A 23,969-nucleotide genomic window follows, 5' to 3' on the forward strand; every position below is an offset into this window, starting at 1 on the left:
TTCGCTCTGTGTCCCCCCGCCCCGCCCCCCCCCCCGGGGGCGGGCCCCCCCCCCCCCCCCGGCGCGGGGGGGGCCCCCCCCGGGGGGGGCCGGGGGGGGGGCGGGCCCCCCGCCGCTCTCCTGACGGGTGGTCAGCGCTTGCGCATGGTGTAGGCGTGCTGCTCCGGGTACCGGGTCTCCGCGCCCAGCTCGCGGGCGGCGCGCTGCGGCCAGTACGGGTCGGCGAGCAGCGCGCGGCCGAGCAGCACCACGTCCGCCTCGCCCTCGGCGACGATGCGCTCGGCCTGGGCGGGCTCGGTGATCAGGCCGACCGCACCGGACGGCAGCCCCGCGCCCTCGCGGACGGCGGTGGCGAACCTCACCTGGTAACCGGGGCCCAGCGGCATGTCCACCTTGGCCACGTTCCCCCCGGTGGAGACGTCCACGAAGTCGACCCCGCGCGCCTGCAGCTCCTTGGCCAGCAGCACCGTCTCCTCGGAGGTCCAGCCCGGCGCCTGCTGCTCCAGCCAGTCGGTGGCGGAGACCCGGAACAGCAGCGGCAGCTCCTGCGGCCAGACCGCGCGGACCGCCTCGGTCACCTCCAGGGCGAGCCGGGCCCGGCCGGCGAAGTCGCCGCCGTAGCCGTCGGTGCGGTGGTTGGAGTGCGGGGAGAGGAAGGAGTGGATCAGGTAGCCGTGCGCGCCGTGGATCTCCACCGTCCTGAACCCGGCGGCCAGCGCCCGGCGGGCCGAGGCGGCGAACGCCTCGACCACCTCGCGGATCTCCTCCACCGTCAGCTCGTGCGGCTGCACGTACTCGTCCGCGAAGGCCACCGCTGAGGGGCCGACCGGCCGGCTGCCGACCGAGCCGGCCGGCAGCGGCTTGCCGCCCAGCCACGGCTTGTCGGTGCCGGCCTTGCGCCCGGCGTGCGCCAGCTGGACGGCGGGCACCGCGCCGAGCGAGCTGACCAGGGCGGCCACCCGGGCGGCCTGCTCCTGCTGCCGGTCGGTCCACAGCCCGAGGTCCCAGGGCGAGATCCGGCCCTCGGGCAGGACGGCGGTCGCCTCGGTGATCACCAGACCGGCGCCGCCGGCCGCGCGGGCGGCGTAGTGGGCCAGGTGGAAGTCGGTGGCGGCGCCCACCTCGGGGCCGTCGGCGGCGGCCGAGTACATGCACATCGCGGCCATCCAGACCCGGTTGGGGACGGTCAGCTCACGCAGGACGAGGGGCTCGAACAGGGCGCTCACGGTGGCTCCTTCAGAGGGCTGGTGCTCGCTATTACGATATCCCTCGTAGTACGGCAGCTGTCAAACTACGACGGCTCTCGTACTATGAACGGGTGACCGAGACCCCGCTGCCCGAACCCGCCCTGACGGAGATCAGGCTCGCCGCCGTGCTGCACGCCCTGGCCGACCCGGTCCGGCTCCGGATAGCCGCCGAACTCGCCGAGCGCTCCCACGAGATGGCCTGCCAGGCGTTCGCCCTGCCGGTGACCAAGTCGACCAGCACGCACCACTTCAAGGTGCTCCGGGAGGCGGGGGTGATCCGCCAGCACCGACGGGGCACGGCCAGGATGAGCTGCCTGCGCACCGAGGAGCTGGAGCGGCTCTTCCCCGGCCTGCTGACGAGCGTCCTGGGCGCCTACCGCACCGAGCGCACGGCGGCCGGGCCGGTGGCGGAACCGGCGGTCGGGTCGATGGCCTGACGCGGTGTCAGGCCACCGGCGGGGCGGCGGTGTCCGGGATCCACTCCGGGAGCGCGGGCAGCACCTCGGTGGCGATCCGCCGGACGGTGCCCGGGTCGACCGGCTTCAGGTCGCTGCGCCAGACCGTGAGCTGGTAGCTGCCGCCGCTCCGGAGGAGCCCCTTGGCCACCGCGAGGTGCTGCGCCTCGCCGCCCGCCACGGCCTTGCCCCCGCCACCGCCGAACAGGTCGAGGCTGATGCCCATGGTGGCCTCGGTGAAGGCGACCGCGCGGTGGCCCGGCAGGGTGCCGTCGGTGGCCCGGGAGGACAGGTACACGGCGTCCGCGGCGGAGACCTCGCGGTTGTCGGTCAGGCGGACCCGGTACTCGCCCACGCTGACCTCGGCCGAGGTGTTGTCCGGGGTGACGCCCCCCGGCAGCGTCACGGCGCCGACCTCGTCGACCGTGACCCGCGCACCCGGGGCACCGAGCAGAGCGGCCAGCCCGGGCCGGTTCAGCGCCCGGCACAGCGCCGGCACCTCCGGCCCGTCCACCGCCCGCGCGTGCGGGCAGACCGACGGATCGGGCGCCGCCTCCTCCTGCCCCCGCGCCAGCCAGAGCCCGAGCGGCAGCGGGATCACCAGCACCAGCGCCGCCACCACCTGGCCGACCACGCTCCGGGTGCCCGTCCCGGGCACCTCGACACCGTCCGTCATCCGCCGCCCCCCGACGATCGCGCTTGCGAGACGGGCGATCGTGGCGCACGGACGGACCCGTCAGTAGCTCTCTTCCTCCGGCTCGTGCGGGAGGTCGACGCCGTGGTGGGCGGCGATCCGGAGCAGGCCCCGGATCCGGCCCCGGTAGGCGTCCACGCCGTCGTCGTCGCCGGCCTCGCGGGCCCGGGTCAGGGCGAGGCGGGCCAGGGTCAGCTGCTCACGCAGTTCGTCCTCGAACACGCCACCAGCATGACACCGCCGGGCCCGGGCGGGGGTGTCCGCCGCTCGCTCCGCCCGGGCCGGCCGCCGGTTCACCCGGCCGGGCGCTTGAACATCCGGGTGGCGGTGATCTCGCCGTGGATCACCGGCGCGTCCGGGGCCTGCGGAGCGGGCAGGCCGGGGCGCAGGTGCTCCTCCACCGAGATGTACTTCAGGCCGGCCCGCAGGTCGGCGTCGTTCCGCAGCCGGATCACCAGCGGGAACTCGGCCAGCGCGGTGGTGTCGAAGAGACCGGTGGTGTAGATCAGCTGGACGCCGAGGGCGTCGGCCACCGCACGCTGGAGCTCCAGCAGGTAGGTGGCGTTGGCCCGGCCGATCGGGTTGTCCAGGAACAGCGTGCCGGCGTGCCGCAGCTGGGACTGGCCCCGGTCGTTGGCCCGCAGCGCGGCCATCGTGCAGTAGAGCGCGATGGCGGCGGTGAGCAGCTGGCCCCCGGAGAACACGTCGGACATCTGACCCACGCTCACCCGCTCGGCGCGCAGCACCGCGTCGGGCTTGAGGATCTCCACCGAGACGCCCTTCGGGCCGATCGCCGCCGCCACCCCGCGGAGCAGCAGTGACATGCCGTCACGCCGCAGGTCGCTGTTCTTCTTCACGGCGGCCCGGGTGGCCTCGTCGATCACCTCGCCGAGCCGCTCCACCAGGGTGGCGTGGTCCGGGTCCTCGAAGCGGATCCGGAGGAACTCCTGACCGGACCACTCGCCGAGGCCCTCGGGCAGCCGGGACAGCCGCTGGGCCGCGCGCAGCGTGGCGAGCGAGGACTCCACCAGGCCGCGCAGCCGGTCCACGATCGAGCCCCGGTTCCGCTCCAGCTGGGTCAGCTCGTCGGTGAGCACCCGCAGGCGCGGGGCGAAGGCGGCGGCCCAGGCGGCGGCGTGGTCGGGCAGCGCGGCGGCGGGCAGCTCGCGGATCTGCTGGCGGGCCGGGGTGCGGACGGCCTCGTAGCGGGCCGCGTTGGCGTGCCGGACCAGGGCGTCCGAGGCGTCCCGGACGGCGAGCTCACCCGCCGTCAGCTCGGCCGAGGCCGAGCGCAGCGCGCGGCGGGACTCGGCGGCGGCGGCGCGGGCCTCGGCCAGCGCGCCGAGGTAGGGCTCGGCGGCCGGGGCCTCCTCCTCGCCGTGGTGGTCCCGCAGGCCGTCCCGCAGCTGCCCCGACGCCTCGTCGAAGTCGGCGGCGGCCGACTGCGCGGCGTCCAGCGTGCGCTGCAGGTCGGCCAGCGCGGTGCGGGCGGTGTCCACCGTCTCGCGCCGCTCGGCCAGCCGCGAGGTGGCGGTGCGCAGCAGCGCCTGGGCATGCTCGGGGTCGGCCGGGACGAGGTCCTCGGGCAGCTCGGTGTGCGCCTCGCCGCTGGCGGGGGCCGAGCGCTCGGCCTCGCCGCGCAGCCGCCCGAGCTGCTCGGAGGCGGTGGCGGAGCGGGCCTCGATGGTGGCGACCAGGCCCTCGGCCCGGGTGACGGCGGCCTGCCGGGCCGGGCCGTCGGCGCCGTCCGGGCTGGCCAGCAGCTCCTCGGCCCGGGTCCGGACCTTGTTGGTCAGCCGGTCCAGCTCGGCGGCCGAGGCGGTCTCGTCGCCCTCCGCCCGGGCCTGCTCGGCCCGCAGGTCGGCGCCGACGCCGACCTTCTCGTACAGCTGGGCGGCGGCCCGGTACGCCTCGCGCAGCGCGGGCAGCGAGGCGGCCACCTCGGTGATCCGCTCGGTCTCCTCCACCACCGAGAGCTCGGCCCGCTCGGCCCGCAGGGTGCGGACGGTGCGGCGGGCGTCGTCGGCGGCCCGCTGGGCGGCCCGGCGGTCCTCGTCGCAGGTGCGGGCCCGCTCGGCGCAGACCGCCTGGCGGCGGTCGCACTCGGCGGCGTCCTCGGCCAGCTCGCGGCGGCGGCGGGCCCAGTTCGCCCGCTCGCGCAGCCGGAAGGCCAGACCGGCCAGCGCGTCGGCCCGGCGGCGGGTGCGCTGGGCGGCCTCCCGGCGCTCCTCGTAGGCGGCGGCGGCCGCGTACTGGTCGGCCTCGGCCTCGCCGTGCTCGGCGCGCAGGGTGGCCAGCTCGGCGGCGGCGGTCTCGGCCTTGGCGGCGGCGTCCAGGGTGGCCTCGGTCAGCTCGGCCAGCGTGCCGGGCGGGCACTGCCGGAGCCAGGAGTCCAGCCGGGCGGCCAGCGCGCGGTCCCCGCCGAGCCGGGCGGCCAGCTCGCGGATGTGCTCCTCGCGGGCGGTGGCCCGGGTGCGCAGCTCACGGCGCTCCTCGTCGGCCGCTCCCTCGTTGTGCATCGCCGGGTTCGGCGGCACCAGGAAGAACGGCGGCTCGGCGCCGAGCGGGGCGATCAGCGCGGCGGCGGTGCCGACCGCCACCGTGGAGCGGGGCAGCAGCGCGGCGGAGCCCAGCGCCTCCCGGGCCCGGTCCAGCGACTGGGGGTCGGTCACCACCACGCCGTCCACCAGCTCGGGGCGGGCGGCCAGGATCGCCTCGTGGTCGGCCGGGTCGACGGACTGCGCCAGGTAGCGCCAGCCCGGCAGCGCCGGGATGCCCTGCTCACCGAGGAACTCCACGGTGGCCAGCACGTCCGGGCCGGGCGGCAGCAGGCCGCCGTCACCGAGCGCGGCCAGGATCCGGGAGTCGTCGGCGGCGGCGGTGCGCAGGTCGAAGAGGGTGCGCTCGGCGGTGGCCACCGCCGTGTCCAGCCGCTCCTGCAACTCCTCGGCGTTGGCGTCCAGCAGAGCCGGCGTCAGATGCCCCTCGGCCTCCTCGCCCTGGTACGGGTCGAGCGCCAGCAGCTCGGCCAGCCGGGGTTCGGCGGCCAGCAGGGCGGCGGTGCGCTGCTCGGCGGAGAGCGCGCGGTGCGCGCTCTGGTAGGCGTCGCTGGCCCGGGCCGCGGCCAGCTCGGCCTTGGCCTCCAGCGCGCCGGTCTCCCGGGCCCGGGCGGCCGACTGCTCGGCGGCGGCGCGGGCCTGGTCGAGGGCGGCGGTGGCCTCCTTCTCGGCGTCGGCGGCGTGCAGCGCGGCCCGGGCCGGGTCGGGCTCCTCCGTCCCGGCGTCGATCCAGCCGGCCTCCACGGCGGCCTGGGTCTCCTGCTCCACCTCGGCCAGCCGCTGCTCCAGGTGGCCCGCCTCGGACCGGGCCTTCTGCGCGGCGGTGGCGGCGGCGGTGGCCTCGGCCTGCGAGCGGCCACCGTCGGCCTGCAACTCCTCGGCCCGGGCCTCCTCCTGATCCGCCCTCAGCTCGGCGGCCCCGGCGGCGCTCTCCAGTGCCCGGGCCAGCGCCCCGGCGGCCTTGGCCCGGGCGGCCAGCGCCGGGGCCGCGTCCAGCTCGGCCTCCCGGATCGCGGCGGCCACCCGGGCCACCCGGTCGGCGGCGGCGCGGTGGCGCAGCACCGCCTCGGCGGCCTGCCAGGCGGAGTGCAGGGTGCGGGCCTCGGTCAGCTCGCGGCGCAGCGCGGCGGCCTCGGTGGTGGCGGCGGCGAGGCCGAGGGTGGCGTGGCGGTACGTCAGCTCGGCGGTGATCAGCGAGTGCCGGGTGCGGTCGCTCTCGGCGGAGGTCACCGCGCTCGCGGCGGCGGCCACCTCGACCGCCAGGTCCTGGGCCCGGTCCCGCTCGGCGGCGGCCCGGACGGAGAGCGCCTGGGCCAGCCGGCGGGAGCGGCGCTCGGCCGTGCGGTGCAGCTCGCGGACCGACTCGCGGGCGGCGGTGGAGTCGACGATCCGCTGGAGCAGGTCGAGCGAGCCGGCCGTGAAGTCGCGCTCGGCGGTCAGCTCGGAGCGACGGCCGAGCTTGGCGGCGAAGCCGTGCACCAGATCGGCCAGGCCGTCGGTGTCCCGGGTGTCGGTGACGGCGCGCAGCAGCAGGTCGGTGAAGTCGGAGTCGTGCTTGACCGCGAAGAGGCCGGCCGCCTCGCCCTCGTCCGCGTTCATCTCGCGCTGGTAGCGGAAGAGTTCGGGGTCGAGGCCGAGCTCGCCGAGGTGCTCGTTCCACCGGTCGTGGATGTCCTCGAAGACCAGGTCCAGGTGCGGGGCGGCCTTGCCCGCCTCGGTCATCGCGTCCCGGAAGCCCTTCATGGTGCGGCGCCGGCCCCGGGTCCGCTGGTCGCCCGCCAGACTGGGCCGCTCGGCCACCGGCAGCGCGTCCAGCGTCATGCCGAGCCCGGGCCGGAAGGAGTACCAGGACTCGGCGAACTTGCGCGGGTCGGAGGAGACCTGACGCCCCCTCCACTCGCTGACCTTGCCGACCACGATCAGCTCGCCGGTGACGGTGTGCTGCCACTCCAGCGCCACGTGGCCGCAGTCGTCGGCCAGCAGGAACTTGCGCAGCACGCCGGAGCTGGCGCCGCCCAGGGTGTTCCGGTGGCCCGGGAGCATGACGGAGAAGATCAGCTTGAGCAGGACGGACTTGCCGCCGCCGTTCTCCAGGAACAGCACGCCGGCCGGGGCCGGGCGGCGCTGCGGGCCCTCCGGCTCCTCGCCGAACAGGCCGATCTGCTGCGGCCTCGGCTCGGCCACCGGCTCACCCACGCCGCGCAGGTCGAGCACCGTGTCGGCGTAGCGCGCGCCGGCCGGTCCGATCGAGTAGAGGCGGACCCGGTTGAGCTCGTACATGTGCGGCGGTTCTCCAGTTGACGGTGGATCAGTGGAACGGTGGATCGGGTGGCGCTGGCCCCGGGGTCAGAGGCTGTGGAACGGCAGGCCCGCGTCGGCCACCAACTCCTCGCTGTGGTCGGCCGGGAGCAGGGTCGCGGTGCCGTCGGTGACCGCCACCACGCCGAGGTCGATCAGCTCGGCCATCGCGGCGCTGCTCGCCAGGTCGCGGACCTGGAGCTGGTAGCGGGCGGTGGTGCGGTAGGTGCCGCCGGAGTCGTCCGAGGTCTTCTGCAGGAAGCCGGAGTCCACCAGGAAGAGCACCGCCTTGGAGACGATCCCGATGGTGGAGCCGGAGAGGCGGCGGGCGTCCTTGGTCGCCCCGGTCGCCGACCGGCGGGCCCAGACCCGCCAGGCCGCCTCCAGCCCGGGGGCGTCGGAGGTCGGGTCGGTGTTGTCCCCGGCCGCCTCGGCCCGCTCCTCCAGGCGGCGGCACGCCTGACGGACGAAGGCGTCCACGCCGTTGACGGTGATCCGGCCCAGGTAGGCGTCGTCCGCCAGGTCCTCGGGGCGGGGGAAGGCCATCGCGGCGGTCGCCAGGTGGGCCAGCCCGTGCAGGAAGCGGTCGGTCGCCTCACCGGCCGCCCGGCGGGAGTAGTCCCCCATCCGGACCGCGAAGAGGGAGTCCTCGGCGGCGGCCACCGCCATCCCGGCCCGGGGCGAGACCTCCAGCACGACGAGGCCGAGGCCGGTCGCGACCGCGTCCGCGAGGCGGGCGAAGCCCGGGTCCTCTCGGTGACGCCGGATCAGCTCGGCGTACTCCGCGTCGCGGGCCGGCAGCAGCTTGGCCTGGAGGCCGAACGAGACCAGCCGGGCGGCGTCCGCGACGTCCGCCGGGGTCAGGCTCGCCGCAGGCACCGGGGCCTGGGGCTCGTCCTCGGTCTCCCAGCTCTGGTCGGTCATCACGGGCGGTACTCCTTGCAGAAGGTGAGGCCGGGGGCGCGGGGTGCTGGGCACTGCCGATCAGCGAGCGACAACGCAGCCACCCCAGGGGCGCGAGGAACCGCGCGCAGCGGCAGGACAGGGACCCCAACACCGCCGACGGCTGAGCACTGCCGATCAGCGAGCGGCCACGCGGCCACCCCAGGGGCGCGAGGAACTGCGCGCAGGGGAACGGCACGGGCCCGAACACCGCCGACGAGGGGACGCCGCCGTTCGGCACGCGGATACGGGTCACGGCAGAGGCGGCAACTGACTGCGCGTCCGACGGTGAAGGTCTGCTGCCCGCCGCCGCGCGCAGTTCCTCGCGCCCCCGTTGTGCTTCCCGTGTGCCGCACGTGCCTCATGCGCCGTCCTTGCGGTCCGCCGCCATCCCGGCGGCATCGAGCAGGGCGCTGCCCACGATCAGGTCCGCGCCGCCGAACTCGGGGTCGTCGAGGCGGGTGCCGTCGTCCACCGCGAAGAGCAGCCGCTCCTCGCCCTGCCGGTACGCCGTGCCGACCGCCGGGCTGGCCGAGTGGATGGCGAGCAGGGCGACCAGGTAGGGCAGCTCGGGGTCCTTGCGGCGGGCTTCGGCGAGCAGGCCGGAGAGGCGGCGCGGGGCGTCGGGCGGGAGGTCCAGCAGCTCCTGGGCCGCCTCCAGCTGCTCGTCGGAGAAACGGCTGTCGTCGGGGGTGGCCACCAGGTCCGGGTCGGGCAGCTCCGCGCCGAGGTGCTCGCGCTCGACCGGTGGGGTGAGCAGCAGGTCGACCAGGTCGGTCATCCGGACCGAGACGGGGGTGCGCAGCCCGGTGCCCCGGGCGAAGAACGCGTCGGTGGGGCCGGTGGCCTGACTGACCGGCAGCTCCAGCAGCGGTGCGAGCAGCTGCCCGTACAGGTCGATGCCGGCCCGGGCCGACGGGGCGGCGAACGCCTGCCGGTCCTGCTCGGCCCGGAACAGCGGGCCGGCCTCCAGCAGGCGGGTCTGGAGCTGGGTGTGGCGGCGGATGCAGTCCTTGACGATGTCGACCAGCTCGGCGGCCCGCCGCTTGTGCTCGGGCTCCTCGGCCTCGTCGCGGGCCTTGCGGATGTTGGTGAGGATCGCGTTCTCGTGGCGGTAGCGGTCGGCGATGTGGCCGAGTGCCTCGTCGATCAGGTCGGGGACGGCCTGCATCCAGTCGACCGCCCGGACGTTGCGCCGGGTCGCGTCGAGGGCGCGGCGCAGCGTCTCGGCGTACTGGACGGTGCGGTAGCGGGCCTGCTCGGCGGCGAGCTGGGCGTCGGCGAGCCGGCCCCGGTTGATCAGCACCTCCAGCTTGACCTCGGCGGCGATCTGAGCGGACGTCACGTCGGTGTCGAGGGCGCCGACCAGGACGTTGACCGCCTCGTCGGTGGTGCGCAGGTAGACCCCGCCGTCGGGGCCGGGGACCTCCTCGATCAGCTTGAAGTCGTAGTCGCGGCGGACGTAGCTGCCGTCGGCGCCGAAGGTGCCGTAGACGGCACGGAAGCCCCGGTCGACGCTGCCGACGTTGATCAGCGACTCCAGCACCCAGCGGGCCACCCGCTCGTGCTCGGCGGCGGCGCGGCCCGGGTTCTGCACGGCGACCCGGGGCAGCATGCGGGCCAGCACTATGTCGCGGTCGGCCCCGGTGTCGAAGTCCATGTTGAGCGTGACGAGGTCGATCGCGGAGAGGCCGACCTCGGCCATCGCGTAGGAGGTGTACTCGCCCGCCAGGTTGACCTTCCGGCTGTCCAGGTCGTGCAGCGGGGCGGTGCAGGCCAGCGCCTTGAGCCGGCGGGCCAGCCCCTCGTCGGCGGCCGGGCCCGGGGCGGGGCGGGCGGCGCCGGGGGCGGGCGGCCGGAGCTGGGGCTCGGTGGGCTGAACTGCGGTGGTCACGGTGGACAAGGTTAGAGGCTGATGCCGACAAGGTCCGAAACGTCCCCCTCGGGGGCCGTCCGAGCGACCCCGGGAAGCGAGTTGAACATGTTCAGTTCTTCGGTCTAGAGTCACTGCTGCGCAGGTCGGGACGGGATCCCGATCCGCATCACCCATCTGGGGGCGACACCATGACCGACGACGAACGCACCACCGAAGCGGCCACGCTGCGGTACGTCCGGCGGTGGATGTGGATCTTCATCGTCTGTCTCGCGGTGAGCGGCCTGACGGCCTTTCCGCTGGAGACCGAGACCCGCTGGCTGGTCTGGCTGATAGAGCGGGCCCCGCTGCCGGACCGGGTCCCGGGAGTGCTGGAGTGGGCCGTGCGGGTCCGTGACGGGGTGGCCGACGCCAACGTCCGGTACCCCTTCCTGGCCTACGGCACCGACTGGCTGGCCTTCGCCCACCTGGTGATCGCCACCGCCTTCTGGGGGCCGCTGAAGGACCCGGTGCGCAACGTCTGGGTGGTCCGCTGGGCGCTGCTGGCCTGCGCGGCGGTGATCCCGCTGGCGCTGATCTGCGGGCCGCTCCGGGGGATCCCGCTGGGATGGCGATTCGTCGACATGTCGTTCGGAGTGGTCGGCGCCCTGCCGCTGCTGCTGATCCTGCGGGCGATCAGGCGGCTGGAGCGGGCCGAGGCTATGCGGCGGCGGCCCGAACCGCTCCCCCGGCCGGCGGCGGTCTGACGGAGTCTCACCCGTCCGGCCGACGAGCGGGGAGGATGGAGAGGAAACGTTCCTCCATCCGAGGGAGCGCGCACCCGACGGGTGCGCGCTCCGGCTACGGGTCAGGTGCGTGCGCGCGCCCGCGCAGGCCCTACGATCACCCCCAGGAACCGGGCGGGAGACGGGTGTTGGCGTGACCGAAGCGGTGATCGACCTCAATGCGGACCTCGGTGAGGGGTTCGGACGCTGGACCCTGACCGACGACGAGGCCCTGCTCTCCGTGGTCACCAGCGCCAACGTGGCCTGCGGCTTCCACGCCGGTGACCCCTCCACCATGCGCCGGGTCTGCGCGCTGGCCGCCGAACGCGGCGTCCGGATCGGGGCCCAGGTCTCCTACCGCGACCTGGCCGGCTTCGGCCGCCGGGCGATGGACGTGCCCCCCGAGGAACTGGCCGACGAGATCGCCTACCAGATCGGCGCCCTCCAGGTCTTCGCCCGCGCGGCCGGCTCCCGGGTCAGCTACGTCAAACCGCACGGCGCCCTCTACAACCGGGTGGTAGGCGATTCCGAGCAGGCCGAGGCGGTGGTGGCCGGCGTGCTCCGGGCCGGAGCGGTCTGCGACGGCCCGCTGCCGGTGCTGGGCCTGCCCAACTCCCGGCTGCTGGCGGTGGCGGAGGGCGTCGGACTCCCGGTGGTCACCGAGGCGTTCGCCGACCGGGCCTACACCTGGGCCGGCACCCTGGTACCACGGAAGGACCCGGAGGCGGTGCTGCACGACCCCGAGGCGGTGATCGCCCGGGCCGTCGGCATCGCCCGGGACGGGCTGGTCACCGCCGTCGGCGGCGAGCCGGTGGCGGTCGAGGCGCGTTCGCTGTGCGTGCACGGGGACACCCCGGGCGCGGCGCAGCTGGCCTGGCGGGTGCGGGGCGCGCTGGCCACGGCTGGCGTGCGGGTGGAGGCGTTCGTCTGATGGGGCACTCCGAGGGGGCCGTGGAGCTGACGTTCCGACAGGTCGGGGCGGCGGCGCTGCTGGTGGAGGCCGAGGACGGGGCGGTGGTCGAGGCGCTGTACGCCGAGCTGCTGGCCCGGCGCGGCGAGCTCCCGGCGGTGACCGAGATCGTGCCGGCGGCGCGGACCGTCCTGCTGGACGGGGTCGCGGACGTGGCGGCCCTGCGGCGGGAGTTGGCGGGGTGGCGGCCGGCGGAGCACCGGGCCGGGTCGGACGGGCCGCTGGTCTCGCTCCCCGTGGTGTACGACGGGGCCGACCTGGCGGAGGTGGCCGGGCGCTGGGGCGTCTCGGTGGCGGAGGCGGTGGCACTGCACTCCTCGGTCGAGTACCGGGTCGCGTTCTGCGGCTTCGCCCCGGGGTTCGGGTACCTGACGGGACTTCCGGAGCGGTACCACGTGCCCCGGCGGGCCACCCCGCGCAGCTCCGTCCCGGCCGGGTCGGTGGCCCTGGCGGGCCCGTACACGGGGGTGTACCCGAGGTCCTCGCCGGGCGGCTGGCAGTTGATCGGGCGGACCACGGCGGTGCTATGGGACACCGGACGGGAGCCGGCGGCGCTGCTGGCGCCGGGGACGCGGGTGCGGTTCGTTCCGGCGGCGGAGGCCTGAGGCCGAACCCCGGGGACGGCCTGGCGCCGGACCGACGCCCCGCCCGGCGAGCGGCCGGGCAGGGCCCGGTGGGACTACTTGCAGAACGAAGCCTTGACCGCCGCGACGATCGCCAGACCCTGAGCGTCCGTCAGGGGCGGCACGTCGCCGCCCTCGAAGCGAGCCTTCGCGTTCTTGAGGACCAGGGCGTCGGACTCGGCACGCTGGATGTCCGTGCAGACGTTCCGCGCCCGCCCGACGGCCTTGTCGGCCTTCACCGCTAGCGCCGGGTGCACTGCGTTGAGGGCAGCCACCAACGCGGCCGTCTGGGCGGCGTCGGGCGACGGGATGCCGCTCGCGGGCTTCGGGGCCGCGCTGGTCGCCGGGGCGGCCGGAGCCTCGGACTTCGGCGCCTCGGACTTCGCGGCTTCGGCCTTCGGCGCCTCGGTCTTCACGCTCCCCTCGGCCGGCGCGGCGGCGGTCGTCTTCGGGCTGGTGGTCGTCGTGCCGGTCGAACCGCACCCGGTCAGGGCGAGAGCGGCCAGCGCGGCGGTTCCGATGATGCGCGTTGCGATGCGCAACGGGTCCTCCCCTTGTGGATCATGTGAGCGAAGATCAAATACCTACCATGGGACGCACACGCACGCCCCCCCGTTAGCGGTATCTCCCGGTTCGGGTCAGACGGCAGCCGGCGGTCCTGCGGTGGCCGCCGACGCCGTGCGGCGAGAAACGAGCCGTGCCGGATGTGGCAGAGGTGACACCATGCGGTGCCACGACGGCTGACAGCTCCAGTGCGTTCCAGGAAGGCCGGACGGGCCTCATCATCCGAATCCCGGAGGCGGAGCCGGCCGTCCGCGCATGGCGTGCGCGGCTCGACCCCTCGGCCCGGGCCGGGGTTCCGGCCCACGTCACCGTGCTCTTCCCGTTCCTCGACGAGAGCCGGATGGATGCGCCGGTCCACTACGCCCTCGCGGACCTGCTGGGCGATCACCAGGCCTTCGACCTGCGGTTCGAACGCTGCGGACGGCTCGGAGACGTGCTGCATCTCGTTCCCGAGCCCGACACGCAGGTGCGGCAGCTCACCGAGGCGATCGCTGCCCTCTGGCCCGAGGCCCCGCCCTACGGTGGCCGGTTCACCGAGGTCGTGCCGCACCTGACCATCGCTCAGGGGCAGGAAGACGCCGTGCTGGAGGAGATCGAGGCCGATCTCGCCGACAAGCTGCCGTTCACGTCTCACGTCCGGTCGGTCGACCTCGTGGTCCACGACGGCACGAAGTGGCAGCAACGGGCATCGTTCGTACTCGGAGGACGAAACGCGCTGTGAGGCGGGCCGGTCCGCTGGTGCCATCTGAATGGCGGTGCCGTCGAGCTGATGCCCGTGGTGCGCGTCCGGGGTCGGCGGGCCTCTCCTGCGGATCGGCCGGTGGCGGGGGCGGACCGTCGCCTAGGCTGCTCGGTGTGTCTTCTACGGACCCGGGCGGGAGCGCGGCGCGTGGTGTGCGGCGGTCGGCCGACCGCCTGCGGGTGGGGCTCCGTGCGGTGGGGGCCGGTGCGGCCGGACCACCGTGCGCGGCTCCTCGCGTCCCCGGGCTCATGACTCTCGTGGGGGTGGCGGCGTGACGGAGCTGGTAGTGGTGCGGCCCGGGCCGCTGACGACCGTTCAGGACCTGGGGCGGCGCGGGGTGGCGCACCTCGGGGTGCCCCGGGGCGGGGCGCTGGACGAGCCGGCGTTGCGGGCCGGGAACCGGTTGGTGGGCAATCCGGAGGGGGCGGCCGGGCTGGAGACCACCCTCGGCGGGGTCGCGCTGCGGGCCGTCGGGCGGGTGGTGGTCGCGGTGACCGGGGCTCCGGCAGCGGTGCGGGTGGACGAACGGGCGGCGGCCTGGGGTGCGGCGGTGGTGGTGCCGGACGGGGCGGTGGTCGAGGTGGGCCCGGCCACGTACGGCGTGCGGAGCTACCTGGCGGTGGCGGGCGGGGTGGCGGTGGACCCGGTGCTCGGCAGCCGTTCGGCCGACCTGCTCTCCGGGCTGGGGCCGGCGCCGCTGACGGCCGGTCAGGCGCTGCCGGTGGGCGCGGCACCCGGCGTGCCGCCGGCCGAGGGGCTGGCCGTCCTGCCCGCTCCCCCGGCGGAGTTGGTGTTGCGACTCCAACCGGGGCCGCGCGCCGACTGGTTCGCACCGGAGGCGCTCACACTGCTCGCCCGGGCCCGGTACGAGGTGGCGGCCGCCTCCAACCGGATCGCCCTGCGCACCGAGGGCCCCGCGCTCCCCCGCCTACGGACGGGCGAACTCCCCAGCGAAGGCATGGTGCTGGGCGGCGTCCAGGTGCCGCCCGACGGCCGCCCGGTGGTCTTCCTGGCGGACCACCCCACCACCGGCGGCTACCCCGTGATCGGCGTCGTCCCGGCCGCCGACCTCGCCGCCGCCGCCCAGGCCCGTCCGGGCACCGCGCTCCGCTTCGTCCTCTGACACCGCCCAGGAGCCCACAGGTCGGAGACGGCCCCGCGCTCGGGATTCGGCGCGGGGCCGTCGGAGGCCGGACCTCGTGTTCAGACGGTGCCGAACTCGCCCTCGGCGACCGCCGAGGCGAAGGCCGCCCAGGCGGCGGCCGGGAAGACCAGGGCGGGGCCCTCGGGGTCCTTGCTGTCACGGACACCGACGACGCCGGAGGACCGGGCGAGGTTGACGGCCGGCTCGATGCAGTTGCCGCCGCTGCCGCCGGAGTACGAGGACTTGCGGAAGTCGAAGGGGTGACGGTCGGTCATGGCTGCCTGTGCTCCTCTGTGATGCGACGGAGCAGGCGGTTCGAAGCCTCGGGCGGCATCGCCGACGATCTGACCAGATCGTATGTCTCGTGCATCCGGGCTACGCGCTCAGTCTGCTCCACCACTTGGCCCGCGTGGGGGCTTTCAACGTAGCCCACCGATGATCCGTCCCGGCATGTCATGAGCGTCATCGCGCCTTCGAGAGCGGCATGCGCTCCACTTGCGGCCGGGATGATATGAATCTGAGCGATACGCGATCGGCAGAGATCAGCCAGGTGCTCCAGTTGCGCCTTCATCACCTCGTGACCACCGATCGGGTTCCGCAACGCGGACTCGTCAACGATCAACCACAACAACGGCCTTGTTGGCTTGGCCAGGATCTGCTGGCGCTCCAGCCGACCGTTCACCCTCTCCCTAGTCGGAACGGTCGGTCGGTGACCAGTTGGCCGCCGACGGGGCGGTCGCGCTCACCTTCGCCATGGGCGGGCGGTGCTACCTCCTGGAAATCGTCGCCGGGGAGGAGAAGCGCTGCCCGTGGTGAGTTCGGCCACCAACGGTGGTGGTGGCCCGGACAATTCGGATGCCCCTCCGAAGAACGGCCCGGAGAATGGGGCATGCTGATCGACCACTGGCCGCTGAGCGGCCTTCGCCTGCGAACGCCCCGCCTCGAACTCCGGCTCCCCTCCGACGACCAACTGGCGGCGCTGGCCGACGTGGCGGCGGCCGGGGTGCACGAACCGGACCGGATGCCCTTCCTCGTGCCGTGGACCGACCTGCCCCCGGCCGAACGGGCGCGGTCGGTGGTGCAGTACCACTGGCTCCGCCGGGGCGACTGGACACCCGAGGACTGGTCGCTCACCCTGGCGGTCCTGGAGGACGGCCGGGTCGTGGGCCAACAGGCGCTCTACGCGAGGGAGTTCGCGACGCTGCGCGAGGTCCGCACCAGCTCCTGGCTGGGGACGGCGCATCAGGGGCGGGGCATCGGGACCGAGATGCGGGCCGCCGTGCTGCACCTCGCGTTCGCCGGGCTGGCGGCCCGGGAGGCCAAGTCCGGTGCGCTGGAAGGCAACGAGGCCTCCTGGGAGGTGTCCCGCAAGCACGGCTACCAGCCCGACGGCATCGACCGGCACGTGGTCCGGGGGCAGGCCGTGGTGACCAGGCGGCTGCGGCTGACGCGGGCGCGCTGGGACGAGCGGGAGCGCCGAGTACCGGTCAGGGTCGAGGGCTTGGCGCCCTGCCTGCCGCTGTTCGGGGCGGGCCAGGGGTGACGTGCTCCGCGAGCGCGGTGGCGATCGGGGCGGCCCAGGCCAGCAGGCGTTCGTCGGCGTGGGCGGGGGCGACGCACTGGAGGCCGAACGGGAGGCCGCGCGGGTCCCGGCCGGCCGGCAGGGAGAGGGCGGGCCAGCCTGTGTAGCTCCAGGGGGCGCACATCACGGGTGAGCCGGTGCTGTCCAGGCCGGACGGGGCGGCGCCGGGAGCGGCCGGGGTGATCCAGAGGTCGACGCCGGCCGCGTGGGTGGTGTCGGCGAGCCGGGACCGGAGGGACTGCTGCCACCGCAGGCCCCGGGCGTACTCGTCCTCGGTGACGGTGTGGCCCTCGCGGACGGTGGCGCCGGACTGCGGACGGTAGAGGTGCCCGTACCGGGGGTACCACTCGGCGTGGCTGCGGGCGGCTTCGTGGCGGTTGACCGCCCGGAGGCGGCGCGCGAGCTCGTCGAGGTCCTCGAACATCGGCACCCGGCGGACGGTGAAGCCGGCCGCGACCAGCGCCCGGACCTGTGCCTCGAAGGCCGCCAGCCCGTCCGGGTCGGCCTGCCGCAGGTAGCGGCCGTCGGGGACGCCCAGGACCGGCGGCGCGAGGACGGTGTCGGGTGCTGACCAGCCGTCACAGAGGACGGCGGCCGCCGCCTCCACCGCCTGCAGGGAGTCGGCGAGGACGCCGAGGGTGTCCAGGGAGGGCGCGTTGGGCACCACGCCGTCGCAGGGGATCCGGCCGTGGGTGGGCCGGAAGCCGACCACCCCGCAGTAGGCGGCGGGGCGGATCACCGAGCCTACGGTCTGGGTGCCGAGGGCGAGCGGCACGATCCCGGCCGCGACGGCGGCGGCCGAGCCGCTGCTCGACCCGCCCGGGGTGTGGTCCCGGTGGCGTGGGTTCCGGGTGGGACCGGGCGCGCTCATCGCGAACTCGGCGGTGACGGTCTTCCCGGCGATCAGGGCTCCCGCAGCCCGCAGCCGGTCGACGGCGGTGGCCTGCGGACCGGCGAACACCTCGGCGGGCAGCAGCGAACCGGCCGTCGTGGGCAGTCCGTCGACCCGGACGACGTCCTTGACCGCGACCGGGACGCAGCGCAGCGGCGAGCCGGGGTGCGCGTGCGAGCGGACGGCTCGCTCCTCGGCGCGGAGCCGGCTCCGCCGGGCGGCGGCGGTCTCCGACTCCGCCACGAAGGCGTGCAGCGGGACCGGGCCGTGCTCACTCGCCTCGATGCGGTCGCAGAGTGCGTCGGCGGTCGTGCTGTCCATGGTGCTCCTCGGAGGTGCGGCCCACCGGGTGTCAGCGAGTGCGGCCTGACCGGGCGTCAGGATTCCCATGCGTACCGGTCGGTGTCCGCAACGGTGCCGAAGCGGTCGGGGGTCCGGCGGCGCAGCCTGGCGTGGCGCTCGTCGAGCAGCTCCAGGGCGAGCTGGAGACCGGCGCCGAACTCGGCCCGGATCGCCTGGATGGCATGGATCTTGCGGTTACCGACGATCAGGCTGTCGATCCCGGCCCAACGCCGTTCGTCGGCCTCCTCGGTGGCCCTGAACTCCGCCAGCTCGGCCCGGATCCGCCGGACCTCACCGACGATGTCGGCGTCGGTGGCGACACCGAGCTCGAACCGCAGCCGGGCCGTGAGGTCGTCGAACTGCCGCCGCAGGGCGTCACGTTCCGCACGGGCTCCGGCGAGCTCGCGCTGGGTGGTTTCGAGATCGTCTTCCGGCACCGGGACAGTGTGGCAGGTACGGCCCGGTCGCTGCGGGGCAGTTCGGAACGGTACGGTCCGGAACGGCACAGCGGCCGGTACTGCCGTTCCACGCCGCCGTCAGCCGACCCGGGCGGCGAAGCCGCGGTTGCGGCGGAAGACCGTGCGCGGCGCGGACCAGTACTGCCAGCCGTAGGTGGAGGCGTGCCGACCCATCGCGCGGAAGTGGGCGGCGGCCTCGGCGTGGCGACCGGCCTCGCTCAGCAGGGCGGCCAGCAGGGAGTGGTCCTCGGCGATCCGGGGGTGCTGCAACGGTGTGGCGTCGAACCAGCGCCTCCGGCAGTCGGTCAGCTCCTGGCCGAACTGCCGGCCCAGGCACCACTCCGGGTCCCCGAGCAGCAGTTCGCGCTGGCCGAGCAGCGGGAGCAGCACCAGCGGGTGGCCGTCCGGGACCCGTTCGGCGGCGGCCCGCGCGAAGGCGAACATCTCCTCGTGCGAGCCGTACCACTTGGCCGCCAGGTACTGCAGTGCCTGGTGGTGCCCGTAGCGGTGGTCCGGGTCGACGGCGGTCAGGGAGGCCCAGCGGGTGTCGAACTCGCGGCGGGAGACCTGGAGTCCACGGGCCGTCACCAGGGCCAGGGCCCGCGGCCCGGGGTTGTCCGGGGCCAGCCCGGCGGCCCGGCCGAGCAGGCGGTCGGCCCGGCCGAGGCGGTCGAGGAAGACCGGCCAGGCGGACTCCCGCACGGTGGGGGAGAGACCGGCGCCACGGGCCCTCCAGGCCGCCGTCACCTCGGTGAAGGCCAGCCCGGTGAGGACGTCGGCGTCCTCCGGCTCCGCTTCCGCCCACGCCTCGAACGCCGCGCCTGCCCCCCGGCGGCCTGCCAGGTAACGGATCTGATGGTCCCTCAGTGCCCAGTCGCCCTCGGAGGCGTCCAGCACCCGGCGAGCGGGCCACCGGTCGTCCTGCTTCGTCAGGGCCTCCCCCGCCGCCCGGAGCACCTGGTCACCGAGCGCCGCGTCGTGGGAGACGAGCGGTAGGTGCCCGAAGGAGAAGTAGGTCAGTGGCATCACCCGGGCAGGCTAGCGAAACGGCCGGGGGCGGGTACCCGATTTACGGGCCCCGGCCCCGGCCGACACGGGCGGACGGGAGCGGACCGGGCTCAGGCCCGCCCGGTGACGGTCAGGCTCCGGCCGGCGGCGGGAGCAGGCGGAAGCGTTGGGCGACGACCTCGGTGTCGTCGTCCACCGTGAAGTCGGCACCGAGCTCGGCCCGGACCTCCGGGCCGTGCCAGAACGCCTCGTGGTTGGCCCTCCACTGAGCCACCGTCTCGTCGCCCTCGCCCTCGTCCACCGCGTGCCGGAGATCGACCTCGGCCAGGCGCAGGACGCGGACCTCGGTGAGCTCGATGACCGCGACGCGGCGGCCGTCGGAGTCGAGCACGGCGGCGCGGTGGCCGGGGCGGGGCAGGTCCTCACCGGCCGTGGCGTAGTCGATCGCCAGAGCGGTGGTGGTGGTCTTGGCGCCGGACAGGACGGCGCCGACCAAGCGGTCGCGCAGCGGGCCGGGGAAGGCGAACTCGAAGACCGGAAGGGCGTCAATCTCCGCACCGGAGGGGTGGGCCGGCGTCCCGTCGGGGAGGCCGACCGGGCCCGGGAGGTCGAGGAGTCCGAGCAGCCGGGCGGCGAACTCCGCCGGGTGGGTGGTGACTCCGAGGTGGCCGCCCGGGAAGTCGGCGAGGGGGGCCGGGAGCAGCTCGGCCAGGCGGCGGGCCGGCTCGGCCAGGGCGGGCTGATCGGCGGAGTCGCGGCCGACGGCGAGGACCAGCCGGTCGGCGGCCCGGCGCAGTCCGGCCAGGTCCGGGGTACTGGAGGTGAAGGGGACGAGGACGTGCTCCAGGAAGTAGGGGAGGTTGGCGTGCATCCGGGTGGCCATCTCACGGACGGCGGGGGCGAGTTCGGTGGGCTCCGAGGCGACGGACACCGGCTCGGCCGAAGCCGAAGCCGGGTCCGGGGCCGAAGCCGGGGCAGGGGCAGGGGCAGGGGCAGGGGCCGGGGCGTGACGGACGGGGGCCAGGCCCTCGGCGAAGCGGGCCATCGCGGGGGCGACCCCGGCCGTCCGGTGCAGCTCGCGGACCTCGGCGTACAGGGCGTCGGCGGCCCCGGGGTTGGCGAGCAGGGCGGTCAGCGGTGGCTCGTGGGCCACCACCCGCCGGACCCGGTCGGGGTGACGGGCCGCCAGCATCAGGGCGGTGATCGCGCCGGAGCTGGTGCCGAGCACGTACCCGGGCCGGTCCGGGGAGTGCAGGTCGAGCAGGCGGCGGGCGTCCTCGGCCCAGACCTCCACCTGCTGGTCGGCGGCCGGGCCGGTCAGCGGGCTGCGGGAGAGGCCGCGCTGGTCGTAGGAGACCACGGTGCAGTGCGCGGCGAGCAGGTCGGCGACGCCCGCGAAGAGGGCGGCGTCGCCGGCTCCGCCGGGGATCAGCAGCAGCACGGGGCCGGCGCCCCGCCGCTCGTGGTGGAGGGTGGCGCCGGGGACCGGCAGGGTGTCGGGGTGGGTGGTCACGGGGTGCTCCGGTCGGGCGTGGTGGGGGCCGGCCAGTGGGCCAGCGCATGGTGGAGGGCGTCGAGCGAGCGGGCCCAGGAGTCGTCCACCGGGCGGCTGTGGCCGAAGCCGCCGGCCAGTTCGAGGTGGACGTAGCCGTGGAAGGTGGCGCGCAGCAGGCGGCCGGCGTCGGTGAGGTCGGGCTCGGCCAGGCCGTAGCCGCGCAGCATGCCGTAGGTGAGCTCGATGCTGCGGCGCATGCCGACGGAGTCGGCCACCTCGGCCGGGTCGAACTGCTGCTGGGTGGCGGCGTACCGGCCGGGGTGCTCCAGCGCGTAGGCCCGGTAGGCGTCGGCGAAGGCGGTCAGTGCCTCCTTGCCGGAGCGGCCGGCCACCGCGAGGGCGATCCGGCCGGTCATCTCCTCGGCGGCGAACAGGGCCACCCGGAGCCGGAGTTCGCGCAGGCTGCGGACGTGCGAGTAGAGGCTGGCGTCCTTGACGCCGAACCGCTTGGCGAGCGCGGCGACGGTGAGCCGCTCCAGGCCGACCTCGTCGGCCAGCTCGGCGGCGGCCTCGGTCAGCCGGGCGGCGGTGATGCCGGCTCGGGGCACGGCGGAGCTCCTTTCCTAGGGTCCCTAGGTACGGGGCTAGGGTAATCAGGAAAGGGCTCGGCCCGCCCGGATTTTTCTCCGGGCGGGCCGAGGGGGTCTCCTGACGGCACGTCAGGGGGTGCGGGGTCCGCCGAACCGGGCCAGGCAGTGCCAGACCCGCTTCAGTGCCTGCGGGTCGTGCTCGCCGGAGCGGGCCGCCTCGCCGAGGATCAGCGGATCGAGGTGGCCGTCCCGGGCCAGCGCGAGGCCGAGGGCGACGGACTCCGGCCCCCGGTAGTCGGGGTGACGGCGCAGCAGCCCGGTGCTCAGCCGCAGGCCCGGGTGGTACTCGACCGGACAGGGCAGCGCGGCGGCTTCCGCCGCCACCTCGGTGTCCCGGTAGCACGGGTCCAGGACCAGCGCCTCGACCTCGTGGGCGAGGCGGACGCCGCCGTGCACATGGGCCTCGACGTAGTCGTCCAGGGCGTCCTGCCGGTCCGCCTCGGCCAGCTCGATCAGGGCCATCCGCTCGGCGGTGCCGAAGTGCGTGGGCTCCAGGAAGCTGTCCGGGTAGCAGAAGGTGCTGCGCCCCAGCACGGTGGGCGCGAGTCGGAAGAAGGCCGAGCCGAACCGGGGGGCGGCGCCGTAGGGACGGCCCCGGAAGTCCAGCGCCCCGTAGACCGGGCGCTCGGCGGCCGGGGCCGCGTCGTAGGCGCCGCCGAAGATCCGGCTCTCCCAGAGCCAGCGGTCGCCGCCGGGGTGGGCGGTGAGGCCGCCGTTGCCGGTCCCCGTGACGAACTGCGAGTGGTACCTGCCGTCCTCGGCGAGCGCGCGCAGGATCGGGCGGCCGTCGGTGCTGCGGTCGGGGTGGAAGTTGAGGGTGATCCGGAGGTGGGTGGCGAGCGGGGCCCCGGAGGAGAGCGAGGCGACGTGACGGATCGCCAGGTCGGCGGGGGCCGCCGTCATCCCGCTGCCTCGGCGTCCAGGGCGGCGAGCTCGGCGGCGGTGAGCCGGATCGCGCCGGCCGCGACGTTCTGCTCCAGGTGGACGGGGTTGCCGGTGCCGGGGATGGCCAGCACGTGCGGGCCCTGGGCGAGCGACCAGGCCAGCCGGACCTGGGCCGGGGTGGCGCCGTGCGCCTCGGCGACCGCGAGCAGGGCCGGGCCGTCGGCGTGCTCGGCGCCGGCCTCGGCGCCCTTCCCCGCGATGGCGAAGAACGGGACGAAGGCCACGCCGCTCGCGCCGCAGACGTCCAGCACGGCGCGCTGGGCCGGGGTGGCACCGAGGCCGAAGCGGTTCTGCACGCAGACCACGGGGGCGATCCGCTGGGCCTCGGCGAGCTGGTCCGGGTCCGCGTTGGAGAGGCCGAGGTGCCGGATCAGGCCGGCCGCGCGGAGCTCGGCCAGCGCGCCGAAGTGCTCGGCGACCGACCGGCGGCCGTCGGTGCGGTAGTTGACCAGGTCGAGGTGGTCGCGGCCGAGCTGGCGGAGGTTCTCCTCGACGTGCCCGCGCAGCTGATCCGGGCGGGCCCACTCCAGCCACTCCCCCGTCACGTCGCGGACCGGGCCGACCTTGGTGGAGATCAGCAGGTCGTCGGGGTAGGGCGCGAGGGCGCTGTTGATCAGCTCGTTGGCCGAGCGGAGGGCGGAGAAGTAGATGGCGGCGGTGTCGATGTGATTGACACCCAGCTCGCGCGCCCGACGGAGGACGGCGAGGGAGCGGGAGCGGTCGCTCGGGGCGCCGAGGTCGAAGGCCGCGCTGCCGGTCAGGCGCATCGCGCCGAAGCCGAGGCGGTGCACGGGGATGTCGCCGAGGGTCCAGGTACCGGAGGTGGCTGCTGTGATCACCGGGGGATGATGCCACGGCGCTCCGCCCGGGTACACGGGATTGTTCGCAGACCGCCGCCGCCGACGGGGCCGGTGCGCCGCGGGGACGATGCAGCCGCCGGACGGCCGGGCCCTTCCGCTCCGTACCGTCCCCGCGCCCTACGGGGTCAGCCCTGCCAGCAGGCGGTCCAGCAGCCGGGTGAAGGTGGCGTCCGGGTCGGCGGGGGCCGGGGGTTCGGCGAGGGTGGCGGCCAGCTGGGGGTAGGCGCCGGTGGCGGCCATGGTGGTGAGGTAGCGGACCTGGGCGGCGGCGAAGGCGGCCGGGTCGGCGCTCTCCAGGACCCGGCGCTGGGCGAGCTCGTGGCCGACGTGGCTGGCCACGAAGCCGCTGATCAGGGCGAAGACCTCAGTGCGGGCCGCGCCCGGGAGGCCGGAGGGTGCGAGCACGGCGAGGGCGTGTTCGAGGGCGGCCAGGGTGCCGGGGCCGACGGTGCGGCGCTGCGGGAGGGCGGCGACCAGCCAGGGGTGACGGTGCATCAGGGCGCGCTGGGCGCCGGCCAGGGCGCGGACGTCGGCGTGCCAGTCCTCGGTCGGGGGTGCGGCCTCCAGCTCACCGGAGACGGCGTCGATCATCAGCTCCAGCAGGGTGTCCTTGTCGGGCACGTAACTGTAGAGCGACATCACGGCCACCCCGAGCCGGGCCGCCACCGCCCGCATGGTGACGGCGGCCATGCCCTCCTCGTCGGCCAACCCGACGGCCGCCGCCGTGATCTGCTCCCGGCTGTACCGGGGCCGTCGGCCGAGCCGGGGCTGATCCGCCGTCAGCCAGAGCCGCTCGGGGTCGATCCCCTCCGCCATGGTCCGCTCCTCTCCCAGGGGTGACTCCCATCCAAGCACTCGCTATT

General features: G+C 75.4%; 23 protein-coding genes and 1 pseudogene. 7 read left to right on the plus strand and 17 right to left on the minus strand.

Annotation, left to right across the window (positions count from 1 at the left end):
* Positions 1-131 precede the first annotated feature (131 nt).
* Positions 132-1,226: an NADH:flavin oxidoreductase/NADH oxidase gene (locus ACIRBX_RS32125; RefSeq protein ID WP_402302494.1), complete on the minus strand. Its 1,095-nt coding sequence runs from the start codon at positions 1,224-1,226 to the stop codon at positions 132-134.
* A 92-nt stretch (positions 1,227-1,318) separates the two neighbouring features.
* Between ACIRBX_RS32125 and ACIRBX_RS32130 the strand changes: the two genes are divergently transcribed.
* A complete protein-coding gene (locus tag ACIRBX_RS32130) occupies positions 1,319-1,684 on the plus strand; it encodes an ArsR/SmtB family transcription factor (RefSeq protein WP_402302496.1) in 366 nt (121 codons plus the stop codon).
* Positions 1,685-1,691: 7 nt separating this feature from the next.
* On the opposite strand, the gene ACIRBX_RS32135 is transcribed toward ACIRBX_RS32130, so the two are convergent.
* The 5 genes from ACIRBX_RS32135 to ACIRBX_RS32155 form a co-directional block, all read right to left on the minus strand.
* Positions 1,692-2,378, minus strand: a complete 687-nt coding sequence (locus tag ACIRBX_RS32135; protein ID WP_402302499.1) for a DUF6215 domain-containing protein — start codon at positions 2,376-2,378, stop codon at positions 1,692-1,694.
* A gap of 60 nt (positions 2,379-2,438) precedes the next feature.
* Complete coding sequence (locus ACIRBX_RS32140) at positions 2,439-2,618, minus strand: hypothetical protein (protein ID WP_402302502.1); 180 nt, start codon at positions 2,616-2,618, stop codon at positions 2,439-2,441.
* 71 nt (positions 2,619-2,689) lie between these two features.
* Positions 2,690-7,234, minus strand: coding sequence for a hypothetical protein (locus ACIRBX_RS32145; RefSeq protein ID WP_402302505.1), 4,545 nt, complete (start codon positions 7,232-7,234; stop codon positions 2,690-2,692).
* Between the two features lie 66 nt (positions 7,235-7,300).
* Positions 7,301-8,176 (minus strand): hypothetical protein, encoded by an 876-nt coding sequence (locus tag ACIRBX_RS32150; protein ID WP_402302507.1) that lies wholly within the window; start codon positions 8,174-8,176, stop codon positions 7,301-7,303.
* A 379-nt stretch (positions 8,177-8,555) separates the two neighbouring features.
* Positions 8,556-10,088 (minus strand): hypothetical protein, encoded by a 1,533-nt coding sequence (locus tag ACIRBX_RS32155; protein WP_402302510.1) that lies wholly within the window; start codon positions 10,086-10,088, stop codon positions 8,556-8,558.
* 170 nt (positions 10,089-10,258) lie between these two features.
* Here ACIRBX_RS32155 and ACIRBX_RS32160 point away from each other — a divergent pair, with 170 nt between their 5' ends.
* From ACIRBX_RS32160 to pxpB, 3 genes are all read left to right on the plus strand, one after another.
* On the plus strand, positions 10,259-10,813 hold the full coding sequence (locus tag ACIRBX_RS32160) for a hypothetical protein (RefSeq protein WP_402302513.1): 555 nt from the start codon (positions 10,259-10,261) through the stop codon (positions 10,811-10,813).
* Positions 10,814-10,985: 172 nt separating this feature from the next.
* Positions 10,986-11,762 (plus strand): LamB/YcsF family protein, encoded by a 777-nt coding sequence (locus ACIRBX_RS32165; RefSeq protein WP_402302516.1) that lies wholly within the window; start codon positions 10,986-10,988, stop codon positions 11,760-11,762.
* Positions 11,762-12,406: a 5-oxoprolinase subunit PxpB gene (pxpB, locus tag ACIRBX_RS32170; RefSeq protein WP_402302517.1), complete on the plus strand. Its 645-nt coding sequence runs from the start codon at positions 11,762-11,764 to the stop codon at positions 12,404-12,406. The genes ACIRBX_RS32165 and pxpB overlap by 1 nt, the downstream gene beginning before the upstream one ends.
* 74 nt (positions 12,407-12,480) lie before the next feature.
* On the opposite strand, the gene ACIRBX_RS32175 is transcribed toward pxpB, so the two are convergent.
* Complete coding sequence (locus ACIRBX_RS32175) at positions 12,481-12,966, minus strand: hypothetical protein (protein ID WP_402302519.1); 486 nt, start codon at positions 12,964-12,966, stop codon at positions 12,481-12,483.
* A gap of 155 nt (positions 12,967-13,121) precedes the next feature.
* Here ACIRBX_RS32175 and ACIRBX_RS32180 point away from each other — a divergent pair, with 155 nt between their 5' ends.
* The gene (locus tag ACIRBX_RS32180) at positions 13,122-13,709 is read left to right on the plus strand and encodes a 2'-5' RNA ligase family protein (protein ID WP_402302521.1); all 588 of its coding nucleotides are present in this window, start codon (positions 13,122-13,124) and stop codon (positions 13,707-13,709) included.
* A 292-nt stretch (positions 13,710-14,001) separates the two neighbouring features.
* Positions 14,002-14,853 (plus strand): biotin-dependent carboxyltransferase family protein, encoded by an 852-nt coding sequence (locus ACIRBX_RS32185; protein ID WP_402302522.1) that lies wholly within the window; start codon positions 14,002-14,004, stop codon positions 14,851-14,853.
* 80 nt (positions 14,854-14,933) lie between these two features.
* On the opposite strand, the gene ACIRBX_RS32190 is transcribed toward ACIRBX_RS32185, so the two are convergent.
* Both ACIRBX_RS32190 and ACIRBX_RS32195 read right to left on the minus strand, forming a co-directional pair.
* Positions 14,934-15,149, minus strand: coding sequence for a DUF397 domain-containing protein (locus tag ACIRBX_RS32190; RefSeq protein WP_402302524.1), 216 nt, complete (start codon positions 15,147-15,149; stop codon positions 14,934-14,936).
* Positions 15,146-15,574: pseudogene (locus ACIRBX_RS32195) on the minus strand (DUF5753 domain-containing protein); the annotation flags it as partial. The pseudogene ACIRBX_RS32195 and the gene ACIRBX_RS32190, both read right to left, overlap by 4 nt.
* A gap of 189 nt (positions 15,575-15,763) precedes the next feature.
* Here ACIRBX_RS32195 and ACIRBX_RS32200 point away from each other — a divergent pair.
* Positions 15,764-16,417 carry a GNAT family N-acetyltransferase gene (locus ACIRBX_RS32200; protein ID WP_402302525.1) on the plus strand — a complete coding sequence of 218 codons (654 nt, stop codon included), beginning with the start codon at positions 15,764-15,766 and terminating at the stop codon, positions 16,415-16,417.
* On the opposite strand, the gene ACIRBX_RS32205 is transcribed toward ACIRBX_RS32200, so the two are convergent.
* From ACIRBX_RS32205 to ACIRBX_RS32240, 8 genes are all read right to left on the minus strand, one after another.
* Entirely contained in the window at positions 16,362-17,669 is a 1,308-nt protein-coding gene (locus ACIRBX_RS32205; RefSeq protein ID WP_402302528.1) for an amidase, read from the minus strand. The two genes, ACIRBX_RS32200 and ACIRBX_RS32205, sit on opposite strands and share 56 nt — an antisense overlap.
* A gap of 56 nt (positions 17,670-17,725) precedes the next feature.
* On the minus strand, positions 17,726-18,127 hold the full coding sequence (locus tag ACIRBX_RS32210) for a hypothetical protein (protein ID WP_402302530.1): 402 nt from the start codon (positions 18,125-18,127) through the stop codon (positions 17,726-17,728).
* Between the two features lie 99 nt (positions 18,128-18,226).
* Positions 18,227-19,177, minus strand: coding sequence for a hypothetical protein (locus ACIRBX_RS32215; RefSeq protein ID WP_402302531.1), 951 nt, complete (start codon positions 19,175-19,177; stop codon positions 18,227-18,229).
* Positions 19,178-19,286: 109 nt separating this feature from the next.
* On the minus strand, positions 19,287-20,669 hold the full coding sequence (locus ACIRBX_RS32220; RefSeq protein WP_402302533.1) for an alpha/beta fold hydrolase: 1,383 nt from the start codon (positions 20,667-20,669) through the stop codon (positions 19,287-19,289).
* Positions 20,666-21,259: a TetR/AcrR family transcriptional regulator gene (locus ACIRBX_RS32225; protein WP_402302535.1), complete on the minus strand. Its 594-nt coding sequence runs from the start codon at positions 21,257-21,259 to the stop codon at positions 20,666-20,668. Before ACIRBX_RS32225 ends, ACIRBX_RS32220 begins: the two co-directional genes overlap by 4 nt.
* 111 nt (positions 21,260-21,370) lie before the next feature.
* Entirely contained in the window at positions 21,371-22,204 is an 834-nt protein-coding gene (locus ACIRBX_RS32230) for a DUF3626 domain-containing protein (RefSeq protein WP_402302537.1), read from the minus strand.
* Positions 22,201-23,085, minus strand: coding sequence for an aldo/keto reductase (locus ACIRBX_RS32235; protein WP_402302540.1), 885 nt, complete (start codon positions 23,083-23,085; stop codon positions 22,201-22,203). Before ACIRBX_RS32235 ends, ACIRBX_RS32230 begins: the two co-directional genes overlap by 4 nt.
* 138 nt (positions 23,086-23,223) lie before the next feature.
* Entirely contained in the window at positions 23,224-23,922 is a 699-nt protein-coding gene (locus ACIRBX_RS32240) for a TetR/AcrR family transcriptional regulator (protein ID WP_402302541.1), read from the minus strand.
* Positions 23,923-23,969: the final 47 nt, after the last annotated feature.

This window comes from Kitasatospora sp. NPDC096147 (genome assembly GCF_044763225.1).
GTDB lineage: Bacteria > Actinomycetota > Actinomycetes > Streptomycetales > Streptomycetaceae > Kitasatospora.